Source organism: Moorena sp. SIO4G3 (assembly GCF_010692305.1).
Classification (GTDB): Bacteria; Cyanobacteriota; Cyanobacteriia; order Cyanobacteriales; family Coleofasciculaceae; genus Moorena; species Moorena producens_A.
This window is the reverse complement of the sequence record NZ_JAAHIG010000017.1, coordinates 75,500-102,048: the sequence shown is the minus strand read 5'-3', so window position 1 is coordinate 102,048 and position 26,549 is coordinate 75,500. Positions and strand designations below refer to the sequence as shown.

Sequence of the window (26,549 nt, the reverse complement as noted above, 5' to 3'; positions counted from 1 at the left end):
TCCTCATAGGCAGGGCTTTCACCTGCATCCGATAGGTAGTTAGACTTTTCAGGTTTTATCCTGCGCAAGTCCCCAACTCATACCCCTTCAGTCGCTGAAGGCTCCTAGTTGGAACGAGCCGCACCCAGTCCAGTCTCCAGTGGCTGATACTACCCAATTTATTATAAGACTCAGCCCTGACGACACCTAGCTTCTCCATTGTAGACAGCAACTCAAATTCAACCGACTTCGTCATCTCCACCACGGGGACGACTTGAGTCGATATTTTTCTGGTTGCACCTACTTTTCTTGGCATCGTTGACTGTTATGTCCTACATCTCAAGCATACTCTAGCGCTATCAAAATGTCAATGTCTGTATTGTGCTGCTAAATCCCGTTTTATCCTGATTTATTAGGACTTAACTGCATGACTTGATCGGATCCATATCACCATCCGACCATCAATCTTCTTGATGATAGGTTTTCAACCGGACTTGATATCACCAAAGCTAACGGTAAAACACAATCAAACACATATTAACTCAGGAGTTAAACCTAGATTTGTGCATAACTGTCGAATCTCTGCTTCATAGATCGGGTTCATCACAATAACCAGATCAGGTTGGTAATCCTGGAGAAATTCTGGTGGAACAATTTCCTGTCCCGTTCCAGCAACGTACTTCCCCTGTTTGCGGGGATTGAGATCTACGATGTAATCAATCACATCTTGGCACTTGAGCAGATTCAAAAAAGTAACCCCTTTTGAGCCAGCACCCCATGCTACGGCTTTTTTTCCAGTTTGAGCGATGGTTGTCAGTTTGTGCTCCCAGCTTTCTAACTTCTCCTGAAACCTAGCGGTAAAGCTGGCAATATCGCGAGTCAATACCTCGATTTCATCCGGTTTTCCATAGCTGTTCGGGATTTCCCCATGCACTGGCTTTGCTTCCAGGCACAGGAACTGACCACCAAACGCTTCCTTGATTTCACTAACTTGAAACCCAGCATTGACAAAAGCTTGCCCTAGAGAAGAGGGGGCGAAATAGCAGCAGTGTTCATAGATAATGTCCCACACTGCTAGATGGCGAAAGGTATCTAAGGCGTTGGGGACTTCAAAGAAAACAATGGTATTAAGGCGAGAACCGATGGCCTGTCGTAGTGGCTTGAGCAAATCTGCGGGATTGGAAATATGTTCTAAGGTGTGCCGACAACAAATTAGATCGGCTTGATACTCTTGGTAGAGCTGTGAATAGAAATCTTGAACAAACTTGACTTGAGTCTGAAGTCCTTGATGCTCTGATCTAGGAACATAGCTGGGGTCAAAACCTACTCCTCGGTTATTACCTAGTTCACACAGACTTATCAGAAAATCCCCTTTGCCACAACCAATTTCAATAATGTCTTTATTGTAGAGATTGTGGCGCTTCACCAATCCAGCGGCAAGGGATTGGGCATACTCCTGAAATCGAGGAGAGTAATGTAAGGAGTTTTCATAGTCCTGGGAATAACCTAATTTAGTAGGGTCAAAAGCTAGGTTACTAATAAAACCACAGCTAGGACAGAACCCTAGTTTGATATCTCCCTTGGAACAGTTTTGAGCAGTTTGACGCGATCGCCACAGGAGATTACAGTACACTGGCACCGCCAACATCTCAAAAAATACGTCTAAATCAGCAGAGGCACATACAGGACAGTTGTGGTTAGATAAGGTGTTCATTTCAAGTTTTCACTCCATGAGACTAGTACAGGGAAAGTACAAATAATCAGCTATCAGCTGACGGCTGATAGCTTTTAAGGAAACTTGGGTCAGATCACCCTTTCGAGAGTTTTCAGTGTCGGGATTTCACTAGCGATCGCATTCCCAATCTCCAAAGAAGCCGTCGCACCAGGAGAGGGAGCGTTACAAACATGCATTGCTTTAGGACTATTGACAATTAAAAAATCATCCACCAGCTTGCCATCATTTTTTAAGGCTTGAGCTCTGACCCCAGCATGGGTGGGAACTAAGTCATCTGCTTGGATTTCAGGAATCAGCCGTTGCAAACTCTTAACAAACGCAGCTTTACTGAAGGAGCGGATGATTTCCTGAATCCCTGCGTCTCCATGTTTGACAGCTAGTTTCCAGAAACCGGGATAGCTCATGACTTCCACAAAATCTCGCAAGTCAAAATCAGTCTTTCGATAGCCTTCCCGCTTGAAACTAAGTACAGCATTGGGTCCAGCATGGACACTGCCATCAATCATGCGGGTGAAATGAACCCCTAAGAAAGGAAAATTTGGATTAGGAACTGGATAAATTAGGTGCTTGACTAGATAGCGTTTCTCTGGCTTGAGTTCATAGTACTCACCCCGGAAAGGAACGATTTTAGCTGGAGGCTCAGCATCACCCAACTTAGCAATGCGATCGCTATGTAGTCCAGCGCAGTTGATCACAAAACGAGTGGGATAGTTACCATTGTTGGTTTCCAGTACTAAAGCATCCCTAGTTTCTATGATCTTTTCTACCTTACTATTGAGACGTAAATCCCCTCCCTGGACACGAACCAATTCAACGTATTTTTCACAGACCTGCTTGTAGTTTACAATCCCAGTTGAATAAACCCGAATTCCAGCTAAACAGCGCAAATGGGGTTCAATTTCCTTAACCTCTTCACCAGTAATCTTGGCAATCTCTATACCGTTTTCCAAACCCCTTTGGTAAAGACTATCCAGCAATGGTAGTTCTTCTGGTTCAGTTGCTACAATCACTTTGCCACAGATGTCATAATCAATGCCATGCTTTTGGCAGAATGCCACCATCGAGCGGTTTCCTTCGTAACAAAACCTAGCCTTGAAACTCCCTGGTTTGTAGTAGATTCCAGAATGAATCACACCACTGTTATTGCCAGTTTGGTGAGCAGCCCAACTGCTCTCTTTTTCCAGTACCAGAATTTTGGCATCTGGATAACGTTGACCCAATGCCATGGCTGTGGATAAGCCAATGATTCCTCCTCCAATAATCGCCAAGTCGTACATGGTTATTTTTATGACTGAAACTATTCAGGTTAATTTTTAAAGTTGAATGTTGAATGTTGAATCTTGAATGTTGAATGTTGAATGTTAAATATTAAAAGTTAACCGTATCCCTTAGAAAGGTATAATAAGGGGTAATATAGTGTTTTTTTTGTCTGGTGAGCTACATCTTGAAGCTAAAAATGTTTTTCATTGAGACTTATGGTCTACCTCATTATTGGAGTATAAACCGCTATAAACAATTAATTAATCATCAAAAAAAGTATGTTAAGCCTCTTCACTTACCATACTTTTTTTTACCATAAAACTTATTGGGATATTTGCCATTTTGGCCTGAAAGCACGACAAAAAAATAAAAAATGACAAATACTCTTTCGCCCGCAAGCATCCAAGCCTTCGGTTATTGCTCAACTTTGCTGGGTGCTTTCTGATGGAAAAATTTTTTCCAAGTCTGGGCAGAAAAAATATAGTTCCCGAGTACACTTAGACAGCGAATACGTTCCTGCCACTTCAACGGAGCCTGAAATACTGCCCTCAAAAATTCAATCGAATTCCGAGGTCGCAGGAATTTCGGTCCCATAGAGGCTTTGGTATCGATCCAAACCTCCCGCTCCTGAGCCGATAGCCGACTTGACTGGTCTGAATGGCAGCGCCGGAAAAAGAGGGGTTCAGGAATTTCTTTCAAGCGCCCGATCAGGCTTAGTTGAGTCAGCAACAGCCGATCTGAACCGTAGTAGGATGAAATCAATGAGGTTTGTCTTAGGGCATCCGTACGGATCAGTCCAAAAACCTCCAAGCACCAGAAATCTGAAATTGCTGCCTGAAAACGTTCATGGGGTTTCTCTGAATCTAGGTTTCCTACCGACTGCGCTTCCCACCACTTTTGTCCATCAGGCTTAGTGAATATTGTTCTTGGGTAGGACAAAATCACCGTCGGGTTATTGTCAAGCACCTCTAGGCAGCGAGCTAAGAAAGAGGGAGCACAAACATCGTCATCAGCTGCCCACTTAAAGTATTCACCTCGAGCCAACTCAACGGTACGATTGTAGTTTGGGGCAGCACCAAGATTTTCTTGATTGCGGTAGTAATAAATGCGTTTGTCTTTAGCCTGATACTCCCGACAAATCTCTTCAGTTGCGTCAGTCGAGCAGTTATCTGAAATGATCAACTCGAAATCCTCAAAGGTCTGAGCCAAAATTGAATCTAATGCTTCCCTGAGGAATTCTTCGCCGTTGTAGACTGGTAATCCAATGCTTAAGCGGGGTTGATCAGCAATCATTTGAACATTTTTTCACATAAACCGATTTGGTTAACGTATGTAAGTATTCAGCTATCAGCTATCAGCTGATAGCTGACGGCTGAATGCTTACCTCATAACTAATGACTGATATTTATAGAGATATAACCTCTGTAGTTACTCCCATCTTATCCAACATTTGCTGAATTTCATGACAATATATCGAATTCATGACAATCACCTGATCCGGTTTGTATTGCTTCAAAAACTCTGGTGCCATAATTTGTTTACCAACGCCAGGGATAAATTTCCCATGACGATGGGGATTAATGTCCACCACGTATTCAATTTTGTCTGTGGTATCAAGAGTGGTTAGAAAAGCCACACATTTGGAACCCGAACCCCAAACTACAACACGCTTGCCTTGAGCATGCATCTGCTCTAAGTGCTGCTTCCAATTCTCCAGCTTCTTGCTAATCTCGTTGGTGAAGTGTTTGACATGGTGGGTCAGTTCCTCAAGACTCTCTTCCAGAGGATGTACTTTCTCAGATGGGATGGTGACAGGTCGGGTTTCAATTAACAGATATTGTTCACCATAAGCTCGATACAAGTCAGTCACTTCAAAGCCACAGTTGCGGAATAATCGCGCTAGGGATCCAGGGGTAAAATAGGAGCAGTGTTCGTAGTAAATGTCTTCAAAGGCTAAGTCTTTGAGTACTCGTATGGTATCTGGGATCTCAAAGACCACAACAGTATTGAGGCGATCGCCAATGGAGCGGCGCACGGTACTAATAAACTCAGCAGTAGGATAAATATGCTCCAGGGTATGGCGACAACAGATAAAATCACCTACATACTCAGCATAGCGCTCGGAGTAATAGTCTTGAATAAAGGTGACCCGGTCAGCGGCTTCACTCTGGACTCGTCCTACTACAGCAGACGGGTCAATACCAACACCGCGATTGTTACCTAATTCGCACAGCAGCAAGAGGAAATCTCCTTTGCTACAACCAATCTCTATAATGTCTTTGTTATGAAGGTCGTATTTGTCGATCAGATGATTGGCTAGATCAAGGGCAAACTGATTGAAGGTTGGGGAAAAACTCTGTTGGTCTTCATAATTGGGAGCATAAGCTGACCACCTGGGATCAAAGGAAACATTAGTGATGAAGCCGCAATCTTCACAAAACCCCAAAACCACATCACCGCAAGGGAAGTCTAGAGCTGCTTCCTGGGTTGACATCATTAAGCAACTGTGAACTGGTACGTTATGTACTTCATAAAATAGGGATAATCCTTGGTTTCCACAGTTGGGACAAATATGTTCTGATAATGAAATCGGTTGTGTGTGTGCAAAATTTTTGGACAATGCTTGTTGTATCATTTTGAGTGACTCTTTTAGAATTTAAATGTGATGACTTCAGAGGAGTTGAGTGCCAATCAATATCAATCCCAGATTGAGCGGGTAATTCAGACCCTTAAGCACGATATACCAACCCTGTCTTAGCAAGATATTGCCTATAATTTTTATACAAAAAATAGTTAATTTCAAGACCAAATTAGTCGATTTAAACTAAAATTAAACTATCGAATTATAGTTTAGATACTGAGATTTAACGCTCGGCTATTTTTTAGCACAATTTATTTCGTTCTGCATGATATCTCTCAAACCGATGAAAAGGTGATCACGGCAAATTGGACAGGGGTGCATCTCATATTTGTAAAAAAGTGGCGTAGGGTGCGTTAGGGACGGGCTCGCCAAGACGCAAGCCATAGCAAGTTTTGGGACAGTCCGTCCCGTAACGCACCACCGCGTCAAATAGCAAAAGTGAGATGCACCCATTGGACAGTTCGTGCGTGACACATTCCGGGTACCTTGGAAAGGTCATGTGTTTTTCAATGGCTCTTCTAGCTACCTCCTGACCAAAGATGGTTTTATCACCAATCACCTGGATACCTGGAATCGCAAACCAAGCTAGATTTTTCAGCAGTTTTTCCCCTGTGGTTTACCATAGCTGATTGATGAATTTATTTGGCACTGAAGTTAACGATTCCCCTACTGCGAATGATGCAACATTATCACCCTACCTACTAATTTTTCAATAATGATTAAAGGTACTTGTACATAGAATTGGCATGAGCTGACTGAATTGAGGAATTGCCGGATAGTGGAACCTTATGCGACTTTGAGATTTAAGTATATTTGGTTGTTATTAGGCAAATAGGCTTGGAAATCATAGGTTTTTTTATACTAGGTTAATGGGGTAAAACTAGATTCAGACTTTACCATAAATTTCCAGATTTTAATGCCGTTTATTAATTTAAAATTTTCGATAAAATGGATAAAAATCCTAGAAAAAATCAGGATATTATTCCAGATTTTAACCTTCACAACAAACAACTGGTTCAATCGGATCGGGATGGGTATCTGCCAGCAGTAACAGTGGCAGAATTAGTCTGTGGTGGGCAGGATAACCCAGATACCCCACTCATCCTCAAACAATTAGCTCAATCGGATCAGTATTGGGATGTACGACAAGCAGCAGCCGAAGCATTAGCCCATGGTTGGAAAGATCATCCGGTTACCTTACCTTTACTCAAACAATTGGCTCAATCGGTTCAGAATGGGTATGTGCGACAGGTAGCAGTGCAAGAATTAGCTCGTGGTTGGAAGGGTGAACGTGATATCTTACTTATTCTTAAACAACGAGCTCAATCCGATCAGGATGCCGATGTGCGAATAGCAGCAGTTTCAGGATTAGTCGATGGTTGGCAAGATCATCCGGATACCTTACCCATTCTCAAACAACTGGCTCAATTTGACCACAATTCCGATGTGCGACGAGTAGCAATGGCAAAATTAGTCCATGGTTGGAAAAATCACCACGATACCTTAGCTATTCTCAAACAACTGGCTCAATCAGATCAGTCTTGGCGTGTGCGACAAGCAGCAGTAGCAGAATTAGTCCGTGGTTGGAAAGATGATCCAGATACCTTACCCATCCTCAAACAATTGGCTGAATCGGATCAGGATGCCGCTGTTCGACAAGCAGTAGCTGAAGCATTAGCTCGTGGTTGGAAAGATGATCCAGATACCTTACCCATCCTCAAACAATTGGCTGAATCGGATCAGGATGCCGCTGTTCGACAAGCAGTAGCCGAAGCATTAGCTTCTAGTTGGCAAGATCATCATGATACGTTACCTATTCTCAAACAATTGGCTCAATCGGATCAGGATTTGGCTGTGCGACAAACAGCAGCCGAAGCATTACCTCGTAGTTGTAAAAATCACCCGGATACGTTACCCTTTCTCAAACAATTGGCTCAATCGGATCGGAATGGATATGTGCGGCAAATAGCAGTGCAAGTATTAGCCCGTGGCTGGAAAGATGAACCGGATATCCTACTTTTTATCAAACAACGGGCTAAATCAGATCGGAATTTGGATGTGCGAATAGCAGTGCTGGAAGAATTAGTCCGTGGTTGGAAAGATCACCCAGACACTTTACATTTTCTCCAAGAACGAGCTGAATCAGATCCGCATTGGCGTGTGCGAGCAGCAGTTATGACAGAATTAATCTGTGGTTGGAAAAATCAACCTGGGATGTTTGAATTTTTGTGCGTTCGCGCTGTCAATGATCCCTTTTATCGCAAGCAGCGCCGGGAAGAAAACCCTCGGCAAATTGCCCTGACAGCAATCATTGATGACTATCCAAACCATCCCCAAACTCTACTAATATTGCGAGATAGAGCAAAGCATGACTCAGATCAGAAAGTGCAGAAGTTCGCTAAAGAAAAATTGGCAAGTATCCGTACCCTCCCAAACTACCAAAGTTGACTTAAATTATAGCATTTATCAAATAGGTGAGGTATACCAATTTGGGATTTTATGGAATAGTGATGGCTCCCTACTCCCTACTCCCTACTCCCTACTCCCTTACTTGATCGTCAACCGTCAACTCTAAACAATCTTTGGTTGTGGAATCGGAATAATAAATTTACCTCCTTGTTGTCGATACTCTTCTTGTTGCTGCAAAATTTCATCAGCAAAATTCCAAGCTAGCAGCAAGACATAATCTGGTTTATCATCTAACAGTTTTGATGGGGGAAAAATAGGTAAATGATTAATGCCCATGTAGCGACCATGTTTGAATGGATTTAAATCAACTACATAATCCACCAGGGTTTTATTAATCCCAAAATAACTGAGCAGAGTAGTTGCTTTAGCTGCTGCTCCATAGGCTGCTACCTTTTTATCATGTTTCTTCAAATCCCAGAGGATATCCAGTAACGAAAGCTTAATTTCCTGAACACGATTAGCAAAATTACGATAGTAATCAATGCGGTCAACTCCCCGCGCTACTTCTTCTGCTAATAGGGATTTTACGGATTCATTAACCTGTTCCTTAGGCTCCACAAATAGGCGTAACGAACCCCCATGGATTGGAGTACGTTGGATGTCATTTAGGAATAAACCATATTTCCTAAACAACCGATCCAAAGCAGTTACTGAAAAATAACATAAGTGCTGATGGTAGATAGTGTCAAATTCACAGTGATCTACCAAGTCAACCACATAGGGGACTTCAATAACAGCTACACCAGTCTCTTTCAGCAAAACGCCAATCCCTGCTACAAAGCCATTCAGATCTGGCACATGAGCCAAGACATTGTTAGCAAGAAAAACATCAGCTTTCCGTCCTTGAGAGTCTAGCTCTATTGCCAAATCTTTGGTAAAGAATGTACAAAGAGTAGGAATACCTGCTTTTTGGGCAGCTTCCGCAGGTCCAGAGGCTGGGTCGATTCCCAGCACTGGAATTCCTTTTTCAACAAAGTTCTTGAGCATATAGCCATCATTACTAGCTGCTTCAATCACTAGACTTTTGCTGTTGAGTTGTCTTGACTCAATGATGGCTTTGGCACTATCTCCAAAGTGTTTTAGCAACGATTTAGATACAGAAGAAAAATAGGGGTAGTCTCGACAAAATAGGATTTCGGGGGGGACACTTTCGGTGATTTGGACTAAACCACTGCTAGGAGAAAACGCCAGATCCAATGGAGCAGTATATTCAGGTTTATCTAACTGCTCTTTAGTAAGTAATCCATCAGCTAATGGGGTATAACCGAAGGAAATAATTAACTCTAAGTCATCAGTGCTGTTAGCACGGCAAATAGGCATTTTAACTGGTTATATAAATTATCATAAAAAGTGAGCGACATGGTTTTACCTTTTAAGGCAAAAGGCAAAAGGCAAAAGGCAATAGGCAATAGGCAATAGGCAATAGGCAATAGGCAATAGGCAATAGGCAATAGGCAATAGGCAATAGGCAATAGGCAATAGTAAAGATGGTTTTAATGGAATCAGCGTAAAAAAAATTTGACGCCCTTTTGGTAATTGGTAATTGGTAATTAGAGTAGGATTACCGTAAGCATTCAGCTAAAGGCCTTTGGCCACGCTACGCGAACAGCCGTCAGCCGTCAGCTTATTTTATTCAAAAGCACCATTAGTAACGTACCCTATGGGCATAAACTGTTCCCATAGCGTAGCCACAGACCTTTAGCACCGATTGCGCTACTAGATCGGTGCTTCGCGAACAGTAGCGCATTAGCTGATAGCTGATAGCTGACGGCTGAATGCTTACGGATTACCGATTACCGATTACCAATTACCCAACAACTCCTAAACACTCATAGCTTGTATTTTAGGAGATGTAGGTAGCTGGGTACGCCAACGCAGGGTTTGATCTAATCTGCTAGTGCTAAGTAATTGTTTGATGTGAGCAATACGCTGATACCTCGGTCCCTCAAACTCTTCCAAGGTTAAGCCTACGGTTTGATAAGCTTGGTAGAGTTCTTGAGCTCCCCGACGGGCATTCCATTGAGGTTTGAATTCGGGTAATGTGTGAATAATCTTACTACAATCAACGCGATAACAGCGCTTATCGGGTCCAGCATCTTTAGCGTATTCAATTTCACAGCCTGGAACTGTTTCTTTGACAATTTCGGCTAACTCTCGAATACGATAGTTGTCCTCATTGCGTCCCACATTAAACGCTTGATTGTGTACCACCTCACGAGGTGCCTCCAACACCGCAATAAAGGCTTGGGAAATATCTTCAATATGGACAATGGGACGCCAAGGGGTACCATCACTCTTGATATACACTTGACCGGTGGTAAATGCCCAAGCGACCAAGTTATTGAGTACTAGATCAAAGCGCAAACGCGGCGAAACACCGTAAGCCGTAGCATTCCGCAGAAAGGTAGGACTAAAGTTATCGTCCGCTAACTGAGTAACATCTTGCTCGACACGAACTTTAGAAATGCCGTAAGGAGTGACAGGGTTGAAGGATGATTCCTCAGTCAACCAGTCATCACCACCAGCACCATAGTTACTACAGGACGATGAGAATACGAAGCGCTCGATGCCTGCGGCTTTGGCTAACTTAGCCAAATGAACTGAAGCAGCATGATTGATCTCATAGGTTAAGTCAGGATTCAGATTCCCCAGAGGATCGTTGGAAAGCCCTGCTAAGTGGATTAGAGCATCAAATCCTTCTAGTTCTGTTGCCGTAACGTCACGGATATCCTTTTTTAGCTCTGGAATTTTTCGAATTCCTTCACCAAAAGTACTCTTTTCAAATAAGTCGCTATCAAGACCAAATACATCATACCCTTGAGCTAGTAGCATTGGCACCATGACTGTGCCGATGTAGCCCTTGTGACCAGTTACTAATACTCGCATTATTTTCCTCCCAAATTTTCCAAGGTGCATTGCCACTGTTCCACAGACTTTCTAACCTGCGCTTGTCGCGCAAGGTGTCCATGCATTGCCAAAATGAAGTGTGGTGATAGGCCATCAGTTGCCCATCTTTGGCGAGTCGCTCTAGTGGTGCTTTTTCCCACTGAGTGTCATCACCATCGATATAATCAAAAACTCCGGGTTCTAAAACAAAGAAAGCACCGTTGATCCAGCCTTCTCTGGTTTGAGGCTTTTCAGAGAATTCCGTAATCTGGTTTCCATCTAGGTCTAAGTAACCAAACCGTGCAGGTGGACGTACTGCAGTTAAGGTAGCTAATTTGCCATGGGAGCGATGGAATTCCAGGAGCGCATTTAAATTGACATCAGAAACTCCATCTCCCCAAGTGAGCATAAATGTCTGATTGCCTACGTAGGGAGCGAGCCGTTTAATCCGACCCCCTGTATTGGTGTAAATACCAGTATCAATTAAATCAACTGTCCAATCCGGTGCTACACCACCGTGCTGGATGACGTTGCCATTGTTAAGGTTGACTGTTAAGTTACTATTAAGTGAACTATAGTCCACCATGTATTTTTTAATAACTTCTGCCTTATAACCTAGGGCAATCACAAAATCTTGGAAGCCATAATGGTAATAATGCATCATGATATGCCAGAGGATTGGTCGCCCTCCGATTGCTACCATTGGCTTTGGTTTTGTGTCAGTTTCTTCCGCTAGACGAGTACCGAGCCCCCCGGCAAGAATTGCTACTTTCATATGACTGTTGAGACCAAAATCAATAACAACAAAATTACTAACAGGTTTTACTTAAACTCAATCATATATTTATGAATTAAGTTATCAATAAACCTATCGATGTATCCTATCAAATTCGGTTGACTAATAATCATAATTCCTGAACGGGTAATTGGTAATTGGTAATTGGTAATTGGTAATTGGTAATTAGTAATTGTTAGTTGGTAGTTAGTAATTAGTAATTGCTAGTTGATGATGAATCATCACCCATTACGCATTACCAAAAATTCAGGGATTATTGGGAAACTAATTAACCGGACTTGATATCATTCAGTATTTTCAATTAAACCCAAGTTGTACTTAGATCTGTTGCCAGATTGGCTTGAATTAAATTTAACAAAAATTAATTAATTAAATATTAAATATTGTGATTTTTTTTACATAAAGTGGTACTTGAACAATGCTAAAAACACGATTAACTAAGAACTGCTACCACTGGATGATCAGTAAAGGTTTGGCAAGACTGCTTGACAAAGGGTTATTTTTTATACATCTACCGCGTAAATACCAATCCCAAAGACTTAAAAATCTCATAGGCATTCCTCCGCACCTAGCCAAGCTCACCTTTTTCTCTCTAAGCCTGTGCAGCCTACTATTGGTGATCGGCTTACCTGCTAGCTTTTCCAGCTTGATTAGTTCTTCAGTAGCAGCGAATCCCCTCTATCCTTTGGATGCGAACATGGTCAATCTGCGGGATTAGGGTGCCAAAGGTGATGGTATTACCGATGACACAGCAGCGATTCGCCTAGCAGTTCAGGATTATCTCACGAAACATTACACCCTGTTCCAACAGCAACCTATGTCGTCAGTGATTCAATTGAGTGGAAGAATCAGAAGGGTATGTTTGGGGCATTTCTGACTTGGCAAGGTTAAGGCACTGACAAGACTATGATCAAGCTTCCGGAGAAAGCCAAAGGTTTTGGTAATCCTGAGCAGCCCACCTAGTAGAGTTGAAATGCTTGTATGGGCTAGTTCAAGAGCCAAGTAGACTCTCAAACCGCTACTACAGTACCATCCCACCTTTTACCTATCTGTCTTTAAAGCAACTGTTTTTAGAGAGTTTTTTGATAAAAATAATATAAAACAGTTAGCTAATAAATTAGTAAAAAACTAAAACTAAACCTGGATAAAAACAGGAAAAAATTCGCTTTATCTGTGTTACTGTTGAGGGGTTTGCGGCTTCAATAAACCTCAGGTAATAATTATAAGGGCTAAGTCGAGGTTATAGCAACTTTCAGGCTTGATGAAGTAAACTCGTCCTCAATGACTTACTCACACACAGTCAATGAACATAATCACTCTCATTTTATTTATTGCTGGCTTTGTACTTTTGGTTTTTGGGGCGGAAATCTTGGTCAAGGGCGCATCACAGTTGGCGTTGGTAGCAGGTGTCTCCCCTTTAGTGATCGGGCTGACTATAGTCGCTTACTGCACCAGTGCCCCAGAATTAGCCGTAGCATTGCAGTCGAGTTATGACGGACAAGCGGATATTGCCCTTGGTAACATAGTTGGCAGCAACATTGCCAATATTTTGCTAATCTTAGGCATATCTGCAACTATGTTACCCTTGGTTGTATCCCGGCAGTTGGTGCGATTAGATGTACCTTTGATGATTGGCATATCATTCCTACTGTTGTTTATGAGCTTGGATGGCCAACTGGGTAGATTTGATGGGAGCATTCTGTTGGCTGGCGCGATCGCATATACTTTATTCACCATTATTCAGAGTCGCAAGGAAAATCAGAAAATCCGAGACCAGGATACCCCTCAAACCAAATCTCCCCAGTCTCGTACTAGCCTTAAAAAGATAGTTACTCAGTTAGGGCTGATTGTTTTTGGCTTAGGAATGTTAGTACTAGGTTCCCGCTGGCTGATTAATGGGGCTATTGCTCTCGCCAAGATGTTTGGCTGGAGCGAGTTGATTATTGGCTTAACCATTATCGCTGTTGGCACCTCTCTTCCAGAAATTGCCACCTCCATTATTGCCAGTGTCCGTGGTGAGCGAGATCTTGCCGTAGGTAACGCTATTGGCAGCAATATTTTTAATATCCTGTTGGTGCTGGGGATGTGTAGCTTGATTGTGCCTGATGGTATACAGGTGTCAACTCCTGCCCTAAACTTCGACATTCCAGTAATGATTGCAGTAGCGGTGGCTTGTCTGCCAATTTTCTTTACTGGCTATCAAATTTCTCGGTGGGAGGGATTTCTGTTTTTAAGCTATTACGGTGCCTATACCTTGTATTTATTCCTGAACGCCACACAACACCAAGTTTTATCACAGTTTAGTACTATCATGATGACATTTGTCGTACCTCTAACGATAGTTACCCTAGTGATTTTGGTGATGGGCAGTATACGGACTACCATCAAGGTTAAATAATTGCCGTGAACTACCCCGGCCTACTTCGTTGAGGCCGGGGCTTCCAGCTTCACGGAAGAACGCCTTAGCTTAGACGGGCGTCCTCGCTTTGGTCTTACTTCTTCTCCACTGGCGTTGACCTCCCCCGTCCCAGAGGAGGATAGCATTCTGATCCCTTCTGCCCTAATATTCTTGGCCGCATTACCGTCTCTATCGTGGTGAGTTCCGCAACCTGGACAAACCCAAGTCCTTACATCTAGCGGCAACTCCTTGATACGATAATGACAACTAGAGCAGGTCTTAGAGCTGGGGAACCACCGGTTTATTTCTACTAAAACTTTCCCTTCTTTTTCGCATTTATAGGAAAGGAAGTTTACAAAGGTTCCCCAGCCTAGATCAGAAATTGCTTTAGCTAGTTTGTGGTTACGAACCATGCCCTTGACGTTTAGGTTTTCGACTACCACTATCTGATTCTGGTCTACAATTTTTCTAGATAGTTTGTGCAGGTAGTCTTGGCGGACATTTCCAATACGTTCATATACCTTAGCTACAATCTTACGAGCCTTTTTGCGTCCACTGCTGCCCTTCTTTTTTCGGGCTGCAATGCGTTGTTTTTTTGCTAGTTTTTTATCGTATCTATCTATAGGCTTGGGATTGCCAAATTTAGAGGTCTTTTCGCCGTCATAGGTAATAGCAAAATCCTTGATACCCAAATCAATCCCTATCACCTTTCCCTTCGTTGATGGCTTTACACTATCGGATTCGTATTCGATCAAAACAGAAGCGTAATATTTGCCAGAAGGTGCTTTGCTGACTGTTACAGTTTTTATTTGCCCATCTAGTGGTTGATGAATTACAGCCTTGACAACTCCTACTTTTCCAGGGAACTTTAGGCAATCACCCACCTGTTTTACATTTTGGGGATACTGAATTGATTGGCGATGATGATACGATTTAAATTTGGGATATTTAGCTCTACCTTGGCCGAAGGCCACGCTACGCGAACAAAAAAGTTTTGATATGCACGACTAAGGTTTAGACTCACAGATTGCAAGACCTGGGAGTAACAATCCTTTAGCCATTCAGTCTCCTTTTCTTTCTTGAGTTTTGGAAGCATAGAGTTGAGTGCAGATTGTTTCAAGCCTTTGCCAGTTTCCTTGTAAGTTTCTATGCAATGATTCAAGGCATAGTTCCACCACCAGCGAGCACATCCAAAGTGTTGGGCTAGTATCATTACTTGTTCTTGTGTGGGATAGATTCTGACTTTGACGGCTTTATGTTTCACTGCAGTCAACCTTTTTATCGACCTTGGTTACTATTATATAAATTTTGTATTAAGACGTCAAGGTATAAAGTCAATTTACTGGCTCGCTATCCATCCAGGAGACGAAACCTTAGAATAGGGCAGCCTTAATCAATAAGTTTTAACCTTTTATGCATAGCCGACCAACCATAAAGGCTGCCCTATTCTTGCGGTAACTTCTAACCCAACCTACAACGCACGAGGTTGGGGAATTCCGCGAGTTTTGTTAAATAATTGCTGAATTGCTCAATCGGAACAATTCAGCAATTGTATTTGTTAATTCTTGATTGAGGTACTGCTAAGCTCAATTTGTCGAGCAGCTACCATGTATCTAAAAATATAATCGGCTAACTCCAAGTAGATCTGGGCACGTTCGGCGGAAGACGCCCAAACTGTTATACCGTGGTTCCGAATCAATAGGACATTGACTGATGGCGATGCAGCCTGAAAGCGATCGCATATCTCACTACTAATGCGAGAAACATCTAGATGGTTGACAAATACTGGTACCGTGACTTTAGGGTTCTCCTCCCGTACTCCAAATCCCTTAAGCATTTCTAGCGGTGGCAAAGGCAGGGTATCGTCTTTAGTAAAGCCAGAAACTAAATTCGCCTCAATGGTGTGAACATGATAACAAGCTTTAGCATCTGGGAATAAAGAGTAGATACTTTGATGAATGCTTGTTTCAGCTGAAGGACGAGATTCAGGTGATAGTTTTTCTAGCACCCTGCCATCAGCGGCTATGCGAATAAAGTCTTTGCTGCCTAGTTGTCCTTTATGGCATCCACTAGCAGTTATCCAGAAGCTGCCATCGGGCTGTTTAGCCGAGAGGTTACCTGCTGTGCCCACCATCCAACCTAATTGATAGAAGTGACTAGCAGCACTGATTAAGGTTGGTCTTGGATCAATTGCTGATAGTAATTGCTGGTCATTTCTGATTGAGGAGCTAAGATTAACCATTCTTCCACCGCTGGGATAGCTGTTGTTGTACATCAAAAAAATCATCCCACGGAATGTAGGGCTTTTGGCGCTCCTCCAGGTATTTGCTGAGGCGATCGCGGGCGAATACTACCGGGGCTTTCAGGCTCATATTCAAGTCCGTTACCGAATCTCCAATGGCGATCTGCTCTTGAGCCGGGTGTTGTGCCATGACCCGCACTTTAGACACAAGTTCTGTATCTCCTTCAAACTCAGAGGTTACCTTTAGAAAATCCCCAGTAGTTTGCACATCAACAGCATAAATAGCTGCTACGCGCTCAAGTAAGGATTTTTTACCAGTGCTTCCCTGACTCAGAACCGTTTCGACCATGCACCGCAAACCACCGGAAACCACAATAAAAGGAACATTCTGAGTTTCAAGAAAATCTAACAATTGCTCTAAACCAGGCCGAATCGGTTTGGATTGGGCATAGGCAATAATGTCAGGATAGCTGGCTGAAGGAATTGACTCTAACATCTGGCGCACACCTTCCCTGAGAGTCAGCTTCATACTGTACAGCTGGGGCATAATTTGGGCAGACAACTCGGGAGCAAAGTGTTTGAGCATGCCCACAAAGGTTTCAACGGCGGTAATGGTACCGTCGAAGTCACAGAATACAACTCGATTCACAATAGTATTTAGTCTAAGAGTTCTGAGTCCTGAGTAAGAACTGTCGCTGTTGATGATATGTTCACGATCAATAGTATTACTATAGGGATTACTATAGTAGTTTTCAAAAAGGTGAGGTAGTTACGCCATTGGGGGTGCGTGGTATTAGGGATTACGGAGTATGGATTACGGATTAGGGGTAATAAACTGGAGTGTACCTCATTAGTATAATCAATACTATCTTGTAATTAGCCCATCACCCGATCACCCGATCATCAATTTAAAGCTTCAAAAAATGCTTTAACGCCAGCAGCAGGACCATCGGGATGATCCATAATGCCAGTGCCAGCATTAAGAATAACCTCCTGTCCGTAATCTGCTACAACCTTAGGGACAATCCCAGCATGAATGCCAGCGGAGGGAACAGGAAATACATTACGCGATCGCAAACTATCTCGAATTCGCTTTTCCTCCTCTGGGTCAAAGGGTAAACTACCATAATGGGCGGGATATAGCACCGCATCTGCCCCACCATGAGCCATCAGGGTTCCCAAAACCACTGAGTAAGCCATCCCGTGGTTTGGGGCTCCACACAGGGCTCCTGCTAAGGCGGGATGGGCAAAAATTGGCACATTAATCTCTGGATCAGCCGCTAAGGCTTCTAGGACAGAGAAACCGTAGGTCAAGACATTCAGCAGCAGGGCATTTGCCCCTTCTTTAACCAAGGTATGAGCTTTATCAAGTAATTTGTCAGCCGAACCAGTTACATTAATGGCATAGAGTACGGTGCGCCCAGTTTGCTGTTTTATTTCATCGAGTACCTTACGGCAGACTTCTAGACGTTTCAGGGTTGGTGCTATCTCCAAATCCCCCAGAATCTCATCATCTTTAATAATGTCAAGTCCAGCTCCAGCAACCTCTTGTAAAATCTTCCCATGGTCTTCCGCTGAGAGTCCCAACGCTGGCTTAAAAATTGCCATAATCAGGGGACGGTCAACTACTCCTAGTCTTTCCCGAATCCCGGTAATTCCGAATTTTGGATGCCTACCGTAGTGTTCTGGCAAGCGCACTGCCATGACTTTAGCTGGTCCTGCCATGGAGTATTTGCCAAAAATCATGGTTAGTAGAGTAGGGATATCGTTTTCCACATTAGCTTCGGGAAAACGGATGGTAGCCAAACCAGAACCATCAGGGTTAATGACACCTTGAACAACAGTACCAAGATGGGAGCGAAACACATTTTCGAGATGGGCAAAACGAGCATTCCAGGTCCCTGCGGTTTGCCCAACAGCAATCACTTTCGCTTGTTTTTCTACATCAACACCGCGAGGAAAGCGGTAGTCAACTTCAATGGACATATTAAATAAGTTATCAACTGGAATATTTTCAAACAGCTACTACCGGCTTCATCCGAATTTCCGTACCCGTGTATACCGGAACCCAACCTTCAGTAGTGATAAAGTAGCGCACAGCTTTAACCCGTCGTGATGGGGTCAGATAAAACCAATGTTCAGTATTCGCTGGCACATTAATGTACTCCTCAGGCTGCACAGTCAACTCCATTTGGCTGCCATCAGGACGTACAAACCCAAAAACCCCTTCTCCAGCAATTATGTAGCGTACTTCATCGTCAGTATGGTAGTGACAATCCTTAAATTTGGAAAGGAGGGCATCAAGATTAGGTATGTCTGGGTACAGTACGATTAAGTCACGGGATTGATAGCCAGCGGTTTCCTTAAGTTGTTCAAAGTAGCTATCTAAAGCTTGGAGTACTGTTTCCTTTTCAATATCACTCAGGGTGTCTTGGTCTAGAAGGCTGTGAATTTCTGGGTTGTCCCCTACAGACCAGTGATTTAGCTGAACCTTCAGAGGCGCTAATTCTTGGGCAATATCACTTAGCTCGGTATAAGTTGTACCATCTTCAAGTCGCAAAACCCCCATCATGTACCTCCTGTTGGCTGTTGGGTATCCAAAGTCCTAAATTATAATATTAAGCATTGATCTAGGTCAAGCCACACCAGCCATCGAAACACTATTTTTAGGTATCAAAAGGCATAAAACGCTTCCAGAAAGGCTGTTTTAGAATAAAGTCCGCCCAGTTTTCCTCAGAAAGGTTAACATAAATTAATATAAGAAGCTAAATTCTATATTTGCCACATCCTCGAATCTATGGAGGTAACAACGAGTGAATAAAAAGTGGAGAAACGCAGGGCTGTATGCACTCCTAGCCATAGTGGTGATCGCCCTTGGTACAGCATTTTTGGACAAACCGTCCCCAAGTCGAGATACGTGGCGGTACGACCAGCTGATTAGCCAAGTCGAGAGCGGCAAGGTGGAAACCGTTAGAATCAGTGCTGACCGCAGTAAAGCGATCGCGATCGCTCAAGATGGTCGTCAGGTAGAGGTCAATCTCCCCAATGACCCACAACTAATCAACCTTCTCAATAATAACGGTGTAGATATTTCAGTTCTACCCCAGAGTGATGAAGGCTTCTGGTTCAAGACCTTAAGCAGCTTCTTCTTCCCGATTCTGCTTTTGGTGGGATTGTTTCTATTACTGCGGCGTGCCCAGAATGGCCCAGGTTCTCAAGCCATGAACTTTGGCAAGTCCAAGGCTAGAGTCCAAATGGAACCCCAAACTCAGGTAACCTTTGGGGATGTGGCGGGTATTGAGCAAGCCAAGCTAGAACTTAACGAAGTAGTAGACTTCCTCAAAAATGCTGACCGCTTCACTGCTATTGGGGCTAAAATTCCCAAGGGAGTCCTGCTCGTCGGACCTCCAGGAACCGGTAAAACTCTGTTAGCTCGTGCAGTAGCTGGGGAAGCAGGTGTTCCGTTTTTCTCCATCTCTGGTTCTGAGTTCGTCGAGATGTTCGTAGGGGTTGGTGCTTCTCGGGTGCGAGACCTATTTGAGCAAGCCAAGAACAATGCTCCGTGTATTGTATTCATTGATGAAATCGATGCTGTGGGACGTCAGCGGGGTGCCGGTTTAGGCGGTGGTAATGATGAACGGGAGCAAACCCTCAACCAGTTGCTGACTGAAATGGATGGGTTTGAAGGTAATACCGGTATTATCATTATTGCTGCTACCAACCGCCCAGATGTTCTTGATGCTGCCCTACTACGCCCTGGCCGTTTTGATCGACAGGTAGTAGTAGACCGTCCTGATTATTCCGGACGTTTGGAAATTCTCAACGTTCATGCTCGTGGGAAAACCCTGGCCAAAGATGTGGATCTCGAAAAGATTGCCCGTCGGACTCCTGGTTTCACTGGAGCAGATTTATCCAACTTGCTCAATGAAGCAGCAATTTTGGCAGCCCGTCGCAACTTAACCGAAATCTCGATGGATGAGGTGAATGATGCCATTGACCGGGTACTTGCAGGGCCAGAGAAGAAAGACCGGGTAATGAGCGAGAAACGCAAAACCCTTGTAGCGTTTCACGAAGCAGGTCACGCCCTTGTGGGTGCCTTAATGCCTGATTATGACCCAGTGCAGAAAATTAGCATTATTCCTCGGGGTCGTGCTGGTGGTTTGACTTGGTTCACCCCTAGCGAAGACCGGATGGATTCAGGCATGTTTTCCCGTTCTTATCTGCAAAATCAGATGGCAGTGGCCTTAGGTGGTCGGATTGCTGAAGAAATTATCTTCGGTGAAGAAGAAGTGACCACAGGTGCTTCCAATGACTTGCAACAGGTGACTCGGGTGGCACGGCAGATGGTGATGCGCTATGGTATGAGCGATCGCCTTGGCCCAGTAGCCCTAGGACGGCAGAATGGCAGTATGTTCCTAGGTCGGGATATTGCCTCAGACCGTGATTTCTCAGATGCCACAGCATCAACCATTGATGAAGAGGTTCGCAAGCTAGTTGATGAAGCCTACGAACGGGCTAAGAATGTAATTCTTGGCAATAAGCACATCCTCGATAAGCTTGCTGAAATGCTGATTGATAAAGAAACCGTAGATGCTGAGGAACTCCAAGAGATTCTAAGCACTAACGATGTCAAGATGGCTGCGATCGCTCTTTAACACAAGGCGATGTGGGCAATCACTTAGCTCAATACCATGCTGAATAAAATAGCGTCTAGCTATTAATCATCCCTAACAGGACAGTGCTTAGTTACACTGTCCTGTATTATTTTGAGATTAAATCTTAAACAAGCATAACGATATAATTATTTCTGTTAAAAATTCCATAAGCTAATTTAAATAATAAGTCAGGGGATCCTATAATCCGACTGATTTTATTTGTGATAGTATAATCAAACCAAAGCTAGGGGTGCCTGAGCAACCAGGCTGAGATTACACCCTTAGAACCTGAGTCCGGTTAATACCGGCGGAGGGAAGCTGTGATCGAGGAAATTAAATATGCGTATTGAATGGGTTGCCAAGCGCCGTGGTCAGAGCAATGTGACTCAAATGTACTATGCTCGCCAGGGTCTTCTGACAGAAGAGATGCACTACGTAGCCCAGCGGGAAAACCTTCCCGTTGAGCTGATCAAAGATGAAGTGGCACGGGGGCGAATGATTATCCCCGCCAATATCAATCACACTAACCTAGAGCCAATGTGTATTGGTATCGCCTCCAAATGTAAGGTGAATGCCAATATCGGTGCCTCCCCCAACTCTTCTAATATTGATGAAGAGCTAGAGAAGGTTAAGTTGGCCGTGAAGTACGGGGCCGATACCGTAATGGACTTGTCTACAGGTGGTGGCAACTTGGATGAGATTCGCTCCGCTATCATTAATGCCTCACCCGTACCCATCGGCACGGTACCAGTTTACCAAACCTTAGAAAGCGTCCACGGCAAGGTGGAAAACCTTACTGCCGATGACTTTCTCCACATCATTGAGAAGCACGCTCAGCAAGGAGTTGACTATCAAACCATCCACGCTGGCATCTTAATTGAACATCTGCCTTTGGTCAGAAACCGCCTAACCGGCATAGTTTCTCGTGGTGGTGGTATTCTCGCCAAGTGGATGCTCCATCACCACAAGCAAAATCCCCTCTATACCCACTTTGACGACATTATCGAGATTTTCAAGAAATACGATGTCTCCTTCAGCTTAGGGGATTCCCTGCGTCCTGGTTGCACCCATGATGCATCTGATGAAGCCCAGTTAGCAGAATTGAAAACATTGGGGCAGTTGACTCGTCGTGCTTGGGAACATGATGTACAGGTGATGGTAGAAGGACCTGGTCATGTGCCGATGGATCAAATTGAGTTCAATGTCAGAAAGCAGATGGAAGAGTGTTCAGAAGCACCTTTCTATGTCCTAGGACCACTAGTGACAGACATTGCGCCTGGATATGACCATATCACCTCTGCCATTGGAGCAGCTTTGGCTGGCTGGTACGGTACCGCCATGCTGTGCTATGTAACCCCGAAAGAACATTTGGGACTGCCCGATGCTGAGGATGTGCGCAATGGCTTGATTGCCTACAAGATTGCTGCTCATGCGGCGGATATTGCCAGGCATCGTCCAGGAGCACGAGACCGGGATGATCAACTCTCCATTGCTCGCTACAACTTCGACTGGAACCGCCAGTTTGAACTTTCCCTTGACCCCGAACGAGCTCGGGAATACCATGATGAAACCCTGCCAGCAGATATCTATAAGACAGCAGAGTTTTGTTCCATGTGTGGACCAAAGTTCTGTCCCATGCAAACTAAAGTTGATGCTGATGCCTTGACTGAACTAGAGAAGTTCTTGGCGAAAGAACCTGCCCATCAAGGTTAATTTAATCATCAATAAACTAAACCTTTGAAAAAACCGGTTTCTTAGCAGAAGCCGGTTTTTTTTGACTTTTACTGCCACTTACCTATTAGAGCGCTACGGGCTGGGAATCGGGAATCAGGAATCGGGAATCGGGAATCGGGAATCGGGAATAGGAAATACGCAATAAGCAATAGGGAATACGCAATAAGGAATACGCAATCGGGAATAGGGAATAGGCAAGAAGCAATAGAAAAGCCAATTTACACAGCTTTTAGCAATTATCAGCTCACCATTATTTGTAAATACCGTAGCGCATATTTATAGCTATTATCAACTAACTATATATAGCTTTTGGTAAGCTATGTCATATAAATTTTATAATTATAAGGCATCTCAAATTAGATATTTTACAGCTAATTAACCAGTTGATTTAAGAGAAAACTCAGGTGATTTTCAGATTAGCGAATGATGGTAGTTATAGAGCTAAGAGAAAAAACACAAAGGAGAAAAAAATGACAAATCGTGATCAATTTTGGACTATGGCAGATCATTCTCGACTGGAAGCTGAATATCTAGCTGATAAGAAACTGCAATATTTACAACATGCCCCACTGGACGCTTTACAGCAANCCGCGTTAAGGGTTCTAAAAACTGGAAAAAAGCTAAACATAAAGTAGCTTTGTTACACCTCCATCTAACCCGATGCCGAAAGGAATTTCACTATCAGGTTGCTCATTGGTTGTGCAACAAATACGACACAGCATTATTAGTCTTACTAGGTCAACGGCTGTGGGGAGATGGGTAAATCGGGGCATACCCGACTCCCGACTCCCAGGGCGTGCCTTTGACCCGTAATTAAATTCGCCACGGGTCGCACCTCTTGAATACAAGTAGCCTTAATAGAAACGCAAACCAAAGTCTACTTTCGTGTTCTGCAGCCACTTAGCCTAGCTAAACACTGTGAAATTCTCGGTGCGTAATTTTGAAGAAACCTCGAAATTACGCACCGTTCCGGTAGCGTGGCCGAAAGGCTAAGCAAAACAAAAACCCCAACCTCTCGGTTGGGGAAATTAATATTGCTTTACAATTTTGAATTCAAAATTATGTTAAATAGTTTTAACCAATTGCGGTTTTAAAGTGGTTGTTAAAATGTTGGCAGCTAGGTATTTGTACACTCATCAGTGCCGATTAGACAAATCTTATAAATTAGAGTTGTCCCTGTGACGCTGTAGGTAGCTGTTTGACCATTTCGTTTGAAAATTACACTAGGTCCGGCTAGAGTCTTACCAAGAACTGCATTGACAACAGGCTTCATAGAAAATCCCTCACCAATTGGATACTCCCCTACATCTATAGTTCGGGTTTGGTTGATGGGGTAATCGCCACTGCCGCCAGTCTTTAGTCCTTCTATATCTACATAGAAGTTCATCACAAATCCTGCATTATTGGTACAGGCTATTTTTTGGACTTCTAGTGTGCTAGCGTGAGCATCTCCGACTGCGAAGAATGCAGTAAATAGTACTACTGCTACGAGGGTAACAATAGATTTGATGATTTTCAGCATTTACAAATCGTGATCAACATCAAATCAAAAGTATGAAGGGGAAGAATTGCATTTTCTTCACCTACAGAATTACTATACAGCATAATCCGATTTAATCAAGTATCGATTGTACTTGACATCAGAGGGTAATATGAGCCCTGAAAAGCTTATTAGATCAGGCTTTGATGCCAATGAGCTCAAGGAAAATACAGTCCCAAATTAATTTTTATTTTATGTTTTCGAAGCTCAAAGCAGCATGTATTTTTTTGTAAATTATGGGCTGAAATTACTACCCAGTAAGGATTTTAGCTTGCCGGTAACCCCCCCAAAGCATTTCCAGTTGAGTGATAGCACTACAGACAAGGCAAGAGGCAATTAAGTAGATCAAAATTTTTGGTAGCGATCGAGTGAGCCGAAGGAGATTTACCCAGTCCGCCTTTGCCCCAACAAAACATCAAAAACTGGTCTGCAACAAATTTGTTACAAAACTTTTCAAAATATGTTATAATAAAAGGTTATTTTGTGTTAATATAAAAATGTGGTCGTTAAACGTCCACGGGAAGAGCCAGCCCACAGATTTTCTCGGGTCTCCGGCTGGCTCTTGGTCCCCATCTAAGGAGATACACCAATTATGTCCTATTCTGAACGCCTTCATCCGTGGGTGATAGTTCGCCTATTACCAAAAGCGATGCAGCGCGGTCTTGGGGGTTTCCCCCATGAGCGACTGCATCAAGACATGCAACGAGTGATTGTGGCTCGGTTCCGCAACCGATCGGATGCCGAGGGTCACTTGTGGGCTCTGAAACGACTGATGCCCGAAGCGAAATTTATTATTATTTTCGATTTAGGAAAGCCGATGGAACCAGACTCTGAAGACTCTTAGGGGTTTGGGTGATTAGTGATGGGATAGGGCTGCACTCAAGGGAGTAGGGAGTAGGCGTCCGGAAATGAAACGGGCAAGATGCCCGTTCCACCAACATGCCCATTCTAGCCACCGGGTCAAACTACTCTTCCCGATTCCCGATTCCCAATTCCCAATTCCCTAAGTGCAGCGCTATAACAAAAATTATCACAATTCCTACAGGGATTGCTATATTTTGAGCTGACAGCTGACGGCTGACAGCTGACAGCTGACCGCTTAGAATTTAGGACAAAAAATTCAAGCCTAAAAACAAAGCAGCAATTGTTCCGGAAACACAAATTTCTCCTTGTTCAATTTTTTTCATAACTTCGTCTATAGGTAGCAAAACAATTTCAACCTCTTCGGTAATATCTAAATTTTGGATACCCGATGGCTGAGCTTGCTCTGCCATAATTAAATGAATTGTATTGGTATCTTTTACCGGATTATCATATAAGGTTGCTAAGGAAACCATATGGTCGGAAACATAACCAGTCTCTTCTTCTAATTCCCTAGCAGCTGCCTTTATACTATCTTCTTCCGTTGAGTTGAAACCACCCCCAGGGAGTTCCAATAAAATTTTTCCCACTCCATGGCGATATTGACGTACAAAAACAACATTGCGATCGCAAGTAATTGCCAATATCAGCACAATATCCGGTCTAACATTAATGAAGTAGTCATCAACAACTTCACCACTTGGTAATTCCACTTCATCTTGCCTAACTCGACACCATTTATTGTCAAAAACTAACCTTGATTTAAGGGTTTTCCATGGCTTTATTGAAATCATTAAATTACTGAATAATTACAAAAGGATAAGTTACAGTATTTAGGGTGAAGGTTACAGATTACAGGTGACAGGTTACGGGTGACAGGTTACAGGTTACAGGTTACAGGTTACAGGTTGTTTGGTTGAAGGTAGAAGGTAGAAAGTAGAAGGTAGAAGGTAGAAGGTAGAAGGTAGAAGGTTGAAAGTAGAAGGTTGAACGCGATCGCGTGGCCATTTGCGTAGCGTGGGCTTTTGGCCAAGGCCAAGGTTGTTTGGTTGAACGCGATCGCGTGGCCATTCGCGTAGCGTGGGCTTTTGGCCAAGGCCAAGATTGAAGGTTGAACGCGATCGCGTGGCCATTCGCGTTCAACCTTCAACCAACTAACCTTAAACCTTGGCCTTTGGCCACGCGATCGCGTTCAACCAACTAACCTTAAACCTTAAACCAACTAACCTTCAACCTTGGCCTTTGGCCACGCGATCGCGTTCAACCAACTAACCTTAAACCTTAAACCAACTAACCTTAAACCTTAAACCAACTAACCTTCAACCTTAAACCAACTAACCTTTAACCTTAAAC

23 protein-coding genes, 2 pseudogenes and 1 riboswitch are annotated in these 26,549 nt (G+C 43.5%); of the genes and pseudogenes, 8 read left to right on the top strand and 17 right to left on the bottom strand.

The features are described from left to right. Positions 1-505: 505 nt before the first annotated feature. The 4 genes from F6J99_RS05710 to F6J99_RS05695 form a co-directional block, all read right to left on the bottom strand. Positions 506-1,693 carry a class I SAM-dependent methyltransferase gene (locus F6J99_RS05710; RefSeq protein WP_293112086.1) on the bottom strand — a complete coding sequence of 396 codons (1,188 nt, stop codon included), beginning with the start codon at positions 1,691-1,693 and terminating at the stop codon, positions 506-508. An 89-nt stretch (positions 1,694-1,782) separates the two neighbouring features. After that, on the bottom strand, positions 1,783-2,991 hold the full coding sequence (gene lhgO, locus F6J99_RS05705; RefSeq protein WP_293112085.1) for an L-2-hydroxyglutarate oxidase: 1,209 nt from the start codon (positions 2,989-2,991) through the stop codon (positions 1,783-1,785). A gap of 397 nt (positions 2,992-3,388) precedes the next feature. Further along, on the bottom strand, positions 3,389-4,267 hold the full coding sequence (locus tag F6J99_RS05700; RefSeq protein ID WP_293112084.1) for a glycosyltransferase family 2 protein: 879 nt from the start codon (positions 4,265-4,267) through the stop codon (positions 3,389-3,391). A 112-nt stretch (positions 4,268-4,379) separates the two neighbouring features. After that, positions 4,380-5,609: a class I SAM-dependent methyltransferase gene (locus F6J99_RS05695; protein ID WP_293112083.1), complete on the bottom strand. Its 1,230-nt coding sequence runs from the start codon at positions 5,607-5,609 to the stop codon at positions 4,380-4,382. 219 nt (positions 5,610-5,828) lie between these two features. Here F6J99_RS05695 and F6J99_RS45425 point away from each other — a divergent pair, with 219 nt between their 5' ends. After that, positions 5,829-5,972, top strand: coding sequence for a DUF2358 domain-containing protein (locus F6J99_RS45425; RefSeq protein WP_143727940.1), 144 nt, complete (start codon positions 5,829-5,831; stop codon positions 5,970-5,972). A 591-nt stretch (positions 5,973-6,563) separates the two neighbouring features. Beyond that, entirely contained in the window at positions 6,564-8,063 is a 1,500-nt protein-coding gene (locus tag F6J99_RS05690; protein WP_293112082.1) for a HEAT repeat domain-containing protein, read from the top strand. A 123-nt stretch (positions 8,064-8,186) separates the two neighbouring features. Here the strand turns inward: F6J99_RS05690 and F6J99_RS05685 are convergent, their stop codons facing one another. The 4 genes from F6J99_RS05685 to rfbF all read right to left on the bottom strand — a co-directional run bounded on the left by F6J99_RS05685 (position 8,187) and on the right by rfbF (position 11,745). Continuing rightward, the gene (locus tag F6J99_RS05685; protein ID WP_293112081.1) at positions 8,187-9,404 is read right to left on the bottom strand and encodes a class I SAM-dependent methyltransferase; all 1,218 of its coding nucleotides are present in this window, start codon (positions 9,402-9,404) and stop codon (positions 8,187-8,189) included. Next, on the bottom strand, positions 9,368-9,556 hold the full coding sequence (locus F6J99_RS05680; RefSeq protein WP_293112080.1) for a hypothetical protein: 189 nt from the start codon (positions 9,554-9,556) through the stop codon (positions 9,368-9,370). Before F6J99_RS05680 ends, F6J99_RS05685 begins: the two co-directional genes overlap by 37 nt. 349 nt (positions 9,557-9,905) lie before the next feature. Beyond that, positions 9,906-10,970: an SDR family oxidoreductase gene (locus F6J99_RS05675; protein WP_293112079.1), complete on the bottom strand. Its 1,065-nt coding sequence runs from the start codon at positions 10,968-10,970 to the stop codon at positions 9,906-9,908. Further along, positions 10,894-11,745, bottom strand: a complete 852-nt coding sequence (gene rfbF / locus F6J99_RS05670) for a glucose-1-phosphate cytidylyltransferase (protein WP_070390746.1) — start codon at positions 11,743-11,745, stop codon at positions 10,894-10,896. Before rfbF ends, F6J99_RS05675 begins: the two co-directional genes overlap by 77 nt. A gap of 439 nt (positions 11,746-12,184) precedes the next feature. On the opposite strand from rfbF, the gene F6J99_RS05665 reads away from it, so the two are divergent. After that, positions 12,185-12,484 (top strand): hypothetical protein, encoded by a 300-nt coding sequence (locus tag F6J99_RS05665; protein ID WP_293112078.1) that lies wholly within the window; start codon positions 12,185-12,187, stop codon positions 12,482-12,484. Between the two features lie 585 nt (positions 12,485-13,069). Further along, positions 13,070-14,164, top strand: coding sequence for a calcium/sodium antiporter (locus F6J99_RS05660; protein ID WP_293112077.1), 1,095 nt, complete (start codon positions 13,070-13,072; stop codon positions 14,162-14,164). 20 nt (positions 14,165-14,184) lie between these two features. Here the strand turns inward: F6J99_RS05660 and F6J99_RS05655 are convergent. The 5 genes and pseudogenes from F6J99_RS05655 to F6J99_RS05635 form a co-directional block, all read right to left on the bottom strand. Next, a pseudogene (locus F6J99_RS05655) lies at positions 14,185-15,428 on the bottom strand (RNA-guided endonuclease TnpB family protein). Between the two features lie 294 nt (positions 15,429-15,722). Next, the gene (mtnB, locus tag F6J99_RS05650) at positions 15,723-16,406 is read right to left on the bottom strand and encodes a methylthioribulose 1-phosphate dehydratase (RefSeq protein ID WP_293112088.1); all 684 of its coding nucleotides are present in this window, start codon (positions 16,404-16,406) and stop codon (positions 15,723-15,725) included. Next, positions 16,399-17,055 (bottom strand): HAD-IB family phosphatase, encoded by a 657-nt coding sequence (locus F6J99_RS05645; protein WP_293112076.1) that lies wholly within the window; start codon positions 17,053-17,055, stop codon positions 16,399-16,401. Before F6J99_RS05645 ends, mtnB begins: the two co-directional genes overlap by 8 nt. A gap of 254 nt (positions 17,056-17,309) precedes the next feature. Next, entirely contained in the window at positions 17,310-18,392 is a 1,083-nt protein-coding gene (locus F6J99_RS05640) for a RuBisCO large subunit C-terminal-like domain-containing protein (protein WP_293112075.1), read from the bottom strand. A gap of 28 nt (positions 18,393-18,420) precedes the next feature. Further along, positions 18,421-18,975 (bottom strand): cupin domain-containing protein, encoded by a 555-nt coding sequence (locus F6J99_RS05635; protein ID WP_293112074.1) that lies wholly within the window; start codon positions 18,973-18,975, stop codon positions 18,421-18,423. Positions 18,976-19,219: 244 nt separating this feature from the next. Between F6J99_RS05635 and ftsH3 the strand changes: the two genes are divergently transcribed. Together ftsH3 and thiC are read left to right on the top strand one after the other, a co-directional pair. Continuing rightward, a complete protein-coding gene (gene ftsH3 / locus F6J99_RS05630; RefSeq protein ID WP_070390739.1) occupies positions 19,220-21,061 on the top strand; it encodes an ATP-dependent zinc metalloprotease FtsH3 in 1,842 nt (613 codons plus the stop codon). Between the two features lie 236 nt (positions 21,062-21,297). Continuing rightward, a riboswitch (TPP riboswitch) is annotated at positions 21,298-21,394 on the top strand. 6 nt (positions 21,395-21,400) lie between these two features. Then, complete coding sequence (gene thiC / locus F6J99_RS05625) at positions 21,401-22,774, top strand: phosphomethylpyrimidine synthase (protein WP_293112073.1); 1,374 nt, start codon at positions 21,401-21,403, stop codon at positions 22,772-22,774. 85 nt (positions 22,775-22,859) lie between these two features. Here thiC and F6J99_RS05620 read toward each other — a convergent pair whose 3' ends face one another. After that, entirely contained in the window at positions 22,860-23,012 is a 153-nt protein-coding gene (locus F6J99_RS05620) for a hypothetical protein (RefSeq protein WP_293112072.1), read from the bottom strand. Between the two features lie 366 nt (positions 23,013-23,378). On the opposite strand from F6J99_RS05620, the pseudogene F6J99_RS05615 reads away from it, so the two are divergent. Next, positions 23,379-23,510, top strand: a pseudogene (locus F6J99_RS05615) (RNA-guided endonuclease TnpB family protein); the annotation flags it as partial. A gap of 402 nt (positions 23,511-23,912) precedes the next feature. On the opposite strand, the gene F6J99_RS05610 reads toward F6J99_RS05615, so the two are convergent. Beyond that, positions 23,913-24,317 carry a hypothetical protein gene (locus F6J99_RS05610; RefSeq protein WP_293112071.1) on the bottom strand — a complete coding sequence of 135 codons (405 nt, stop codon included), beginning with the start codon at positions 24,315-24,317 and terminating at the stop codon, positions 23,913-23,915. A 610-nt stretch (positions 24,318-24,927) separates the two neighbouring features. Here F6J99_RS05610 and F6J99_RS05605 point away from each other — a divergent pair. Next, a complete protein-coding gene (locus F6J99_RS05605) occupies positions 24,928-25,179 on the top strand; it encodes a hypothetical protein (RefSeq protein WP_293112070.1) in 252 nt (83 codons plus the stop codon). A 262-nt stretch (positions 25,180-25,441) separates the two neighbouring features. Here the strand turns inward: F6J99_RS05605 and F6J99_RS05600 are convergent, their stop codons facing one another. Both F6J99_RS05600 and F6J99_RS05595 read right to left on the bottom strand, forming a co-directional pair. Beyond that, positions 25,442-25,990 (bottom strand): NUDIX hydrolase, encoded by a 549-nt coding sequence (locus F6J99_RS05600; RefSeq protein ID WP_293112069.1) that lies wholly within the window; start codon positions 25,988-25,990, stop codon positions 25,442-25,444. A gap of 93 nt (positions 25,991-26,083) precedes the next feature. After that, positions 26,084-26,329, bottom strand: a complete 246-nt coding sequence (locus F6J99_RS05595) for a hypothetical protein (RefSeq protein WP_293112068.1) — start codon at positions 26,327-26,329, stop codon at positions 26,084-26,086. Between the last annotated feature and the right edge of the window lie 220 nt (positions 26,330-26,549).

Coding starts and splice junctions, on each gene's coding strand:
- F6J99_RS05710 (WP_293112086.1), bottom strand. CDS start 1,693: ATGAACACCTTATCTAACCACAACTGTCCTGTATGTGCCTCTGCTGAT.
- lhgO (WP_293112085.1), bottom strand. CDS start 2,991: ATGTACGACTTGGCGATTATTGGAGGAGGAATCATTGGCTTATCCACA.
- F6J99_RS05700 (WP_293112084.1), bottom strand. CDS start 4,267: ATGATTGCTGATCAACCCCGCTTAAGCATTGGATTACCAGTCTACAAC.
- F6J99_RS05695 (WP_293112083.1), bottom strand. CDS start 5,609: ATGATACAACAAGCATTGTCCAAAAATTTTGCACACACACAACCGATT.
- F6J99_RS05690 (WP_293112082.1), top strand. CDS start 6,564: ATGGATAAAAATCCTAGAAAAAATCAGGATATTATTCCAGATTTTAAC.
- F6J99_RS05685 (WP_293112081.1), bottom strand. CDS start 9,404: ATGCCTATTTGCCGTGCTAACAGCACTGATGACTTAGAGTTAATTATT.
- F6J99_RS05675 (WP_293112079.1), bottom strand. CDS start 10,970: ATGCGAGTATTAGTAACTGGTCACAAGGGCTACATCGGCACAGTCATG.
- rfbF (WP_070390746.1), bottom strand. CDS start 11,745: ATGAAAGTAGCAATTCTTGCCGGGGGGCTCGGTACTCGTCTAGCGGAA.
- F6J99_RS05665 (WP_293112078.1), top strand. CDS start 12,185: ATGCTAAAAACACGATTAACTAAGAACTGCTACCACTGGATGATCAGT.
- F6J99_RS05660 (WP_293112077.1), top strand. CDS start 13,070: ATGAACATAATCACTCTCATTTTATTTATTGCTGGCTTTGTACTTTTG.
- mtnB (WP_293112088.1), bottom strand. CDS start 16,406: ATGGTTAATCTTAGCTCCTCAATCAGAAATGACCAGCAATTACTATCA.
- F6J99_RS05640 (WP_293112075.1), bottom strand. CDS start 18,392: ATGTCCATTGAAGTTGACTACCGCTTTCCTCGCGGTGTTGATGTAGAA.
- F6J99_RS05635 (WP_293112074.1), bottom strand. CDS start 18,975: ATGGGGGTTTTGCGACTTGAAGATGGTACAACTTATACCGAGCTAAGT.
- thiC (WP_293112073.1), top strand. CDS start 21,401: ATGCGTATTGAATGGGTTGCCAAGCGCCGTGGTCAGAGCAATGTGACT.
- F6J99_RS05610 (WP_293112071.1), bottom strand. CDS start 24,317: ATGCTGAAAATCATCAAATCTATTGTTACCCTCGTAGCAGTAGTACTA.
- F6J99_RS05605 (WP_293112070.1), top strand. CDS start 24,928: ATGTCCTATTCTGAACGCCTTCATCCGTGGGTGATAGTTCGCCTATTA.
- F6J99_RS05600 (WP_293112069.1), bottom strand. CDS start 25,990: ATGATTTCAATAAAGCCATGGAAAACCCTTAAATCAAGGTTAGTTTTT.
- F6J99_RS05595 (WP_293112068.1), bottom strand. CDS start 26,329: ATGGCCACGCGATCGCGTTCAACCTTCAATCTTGGCCTTGGCCAAAAG.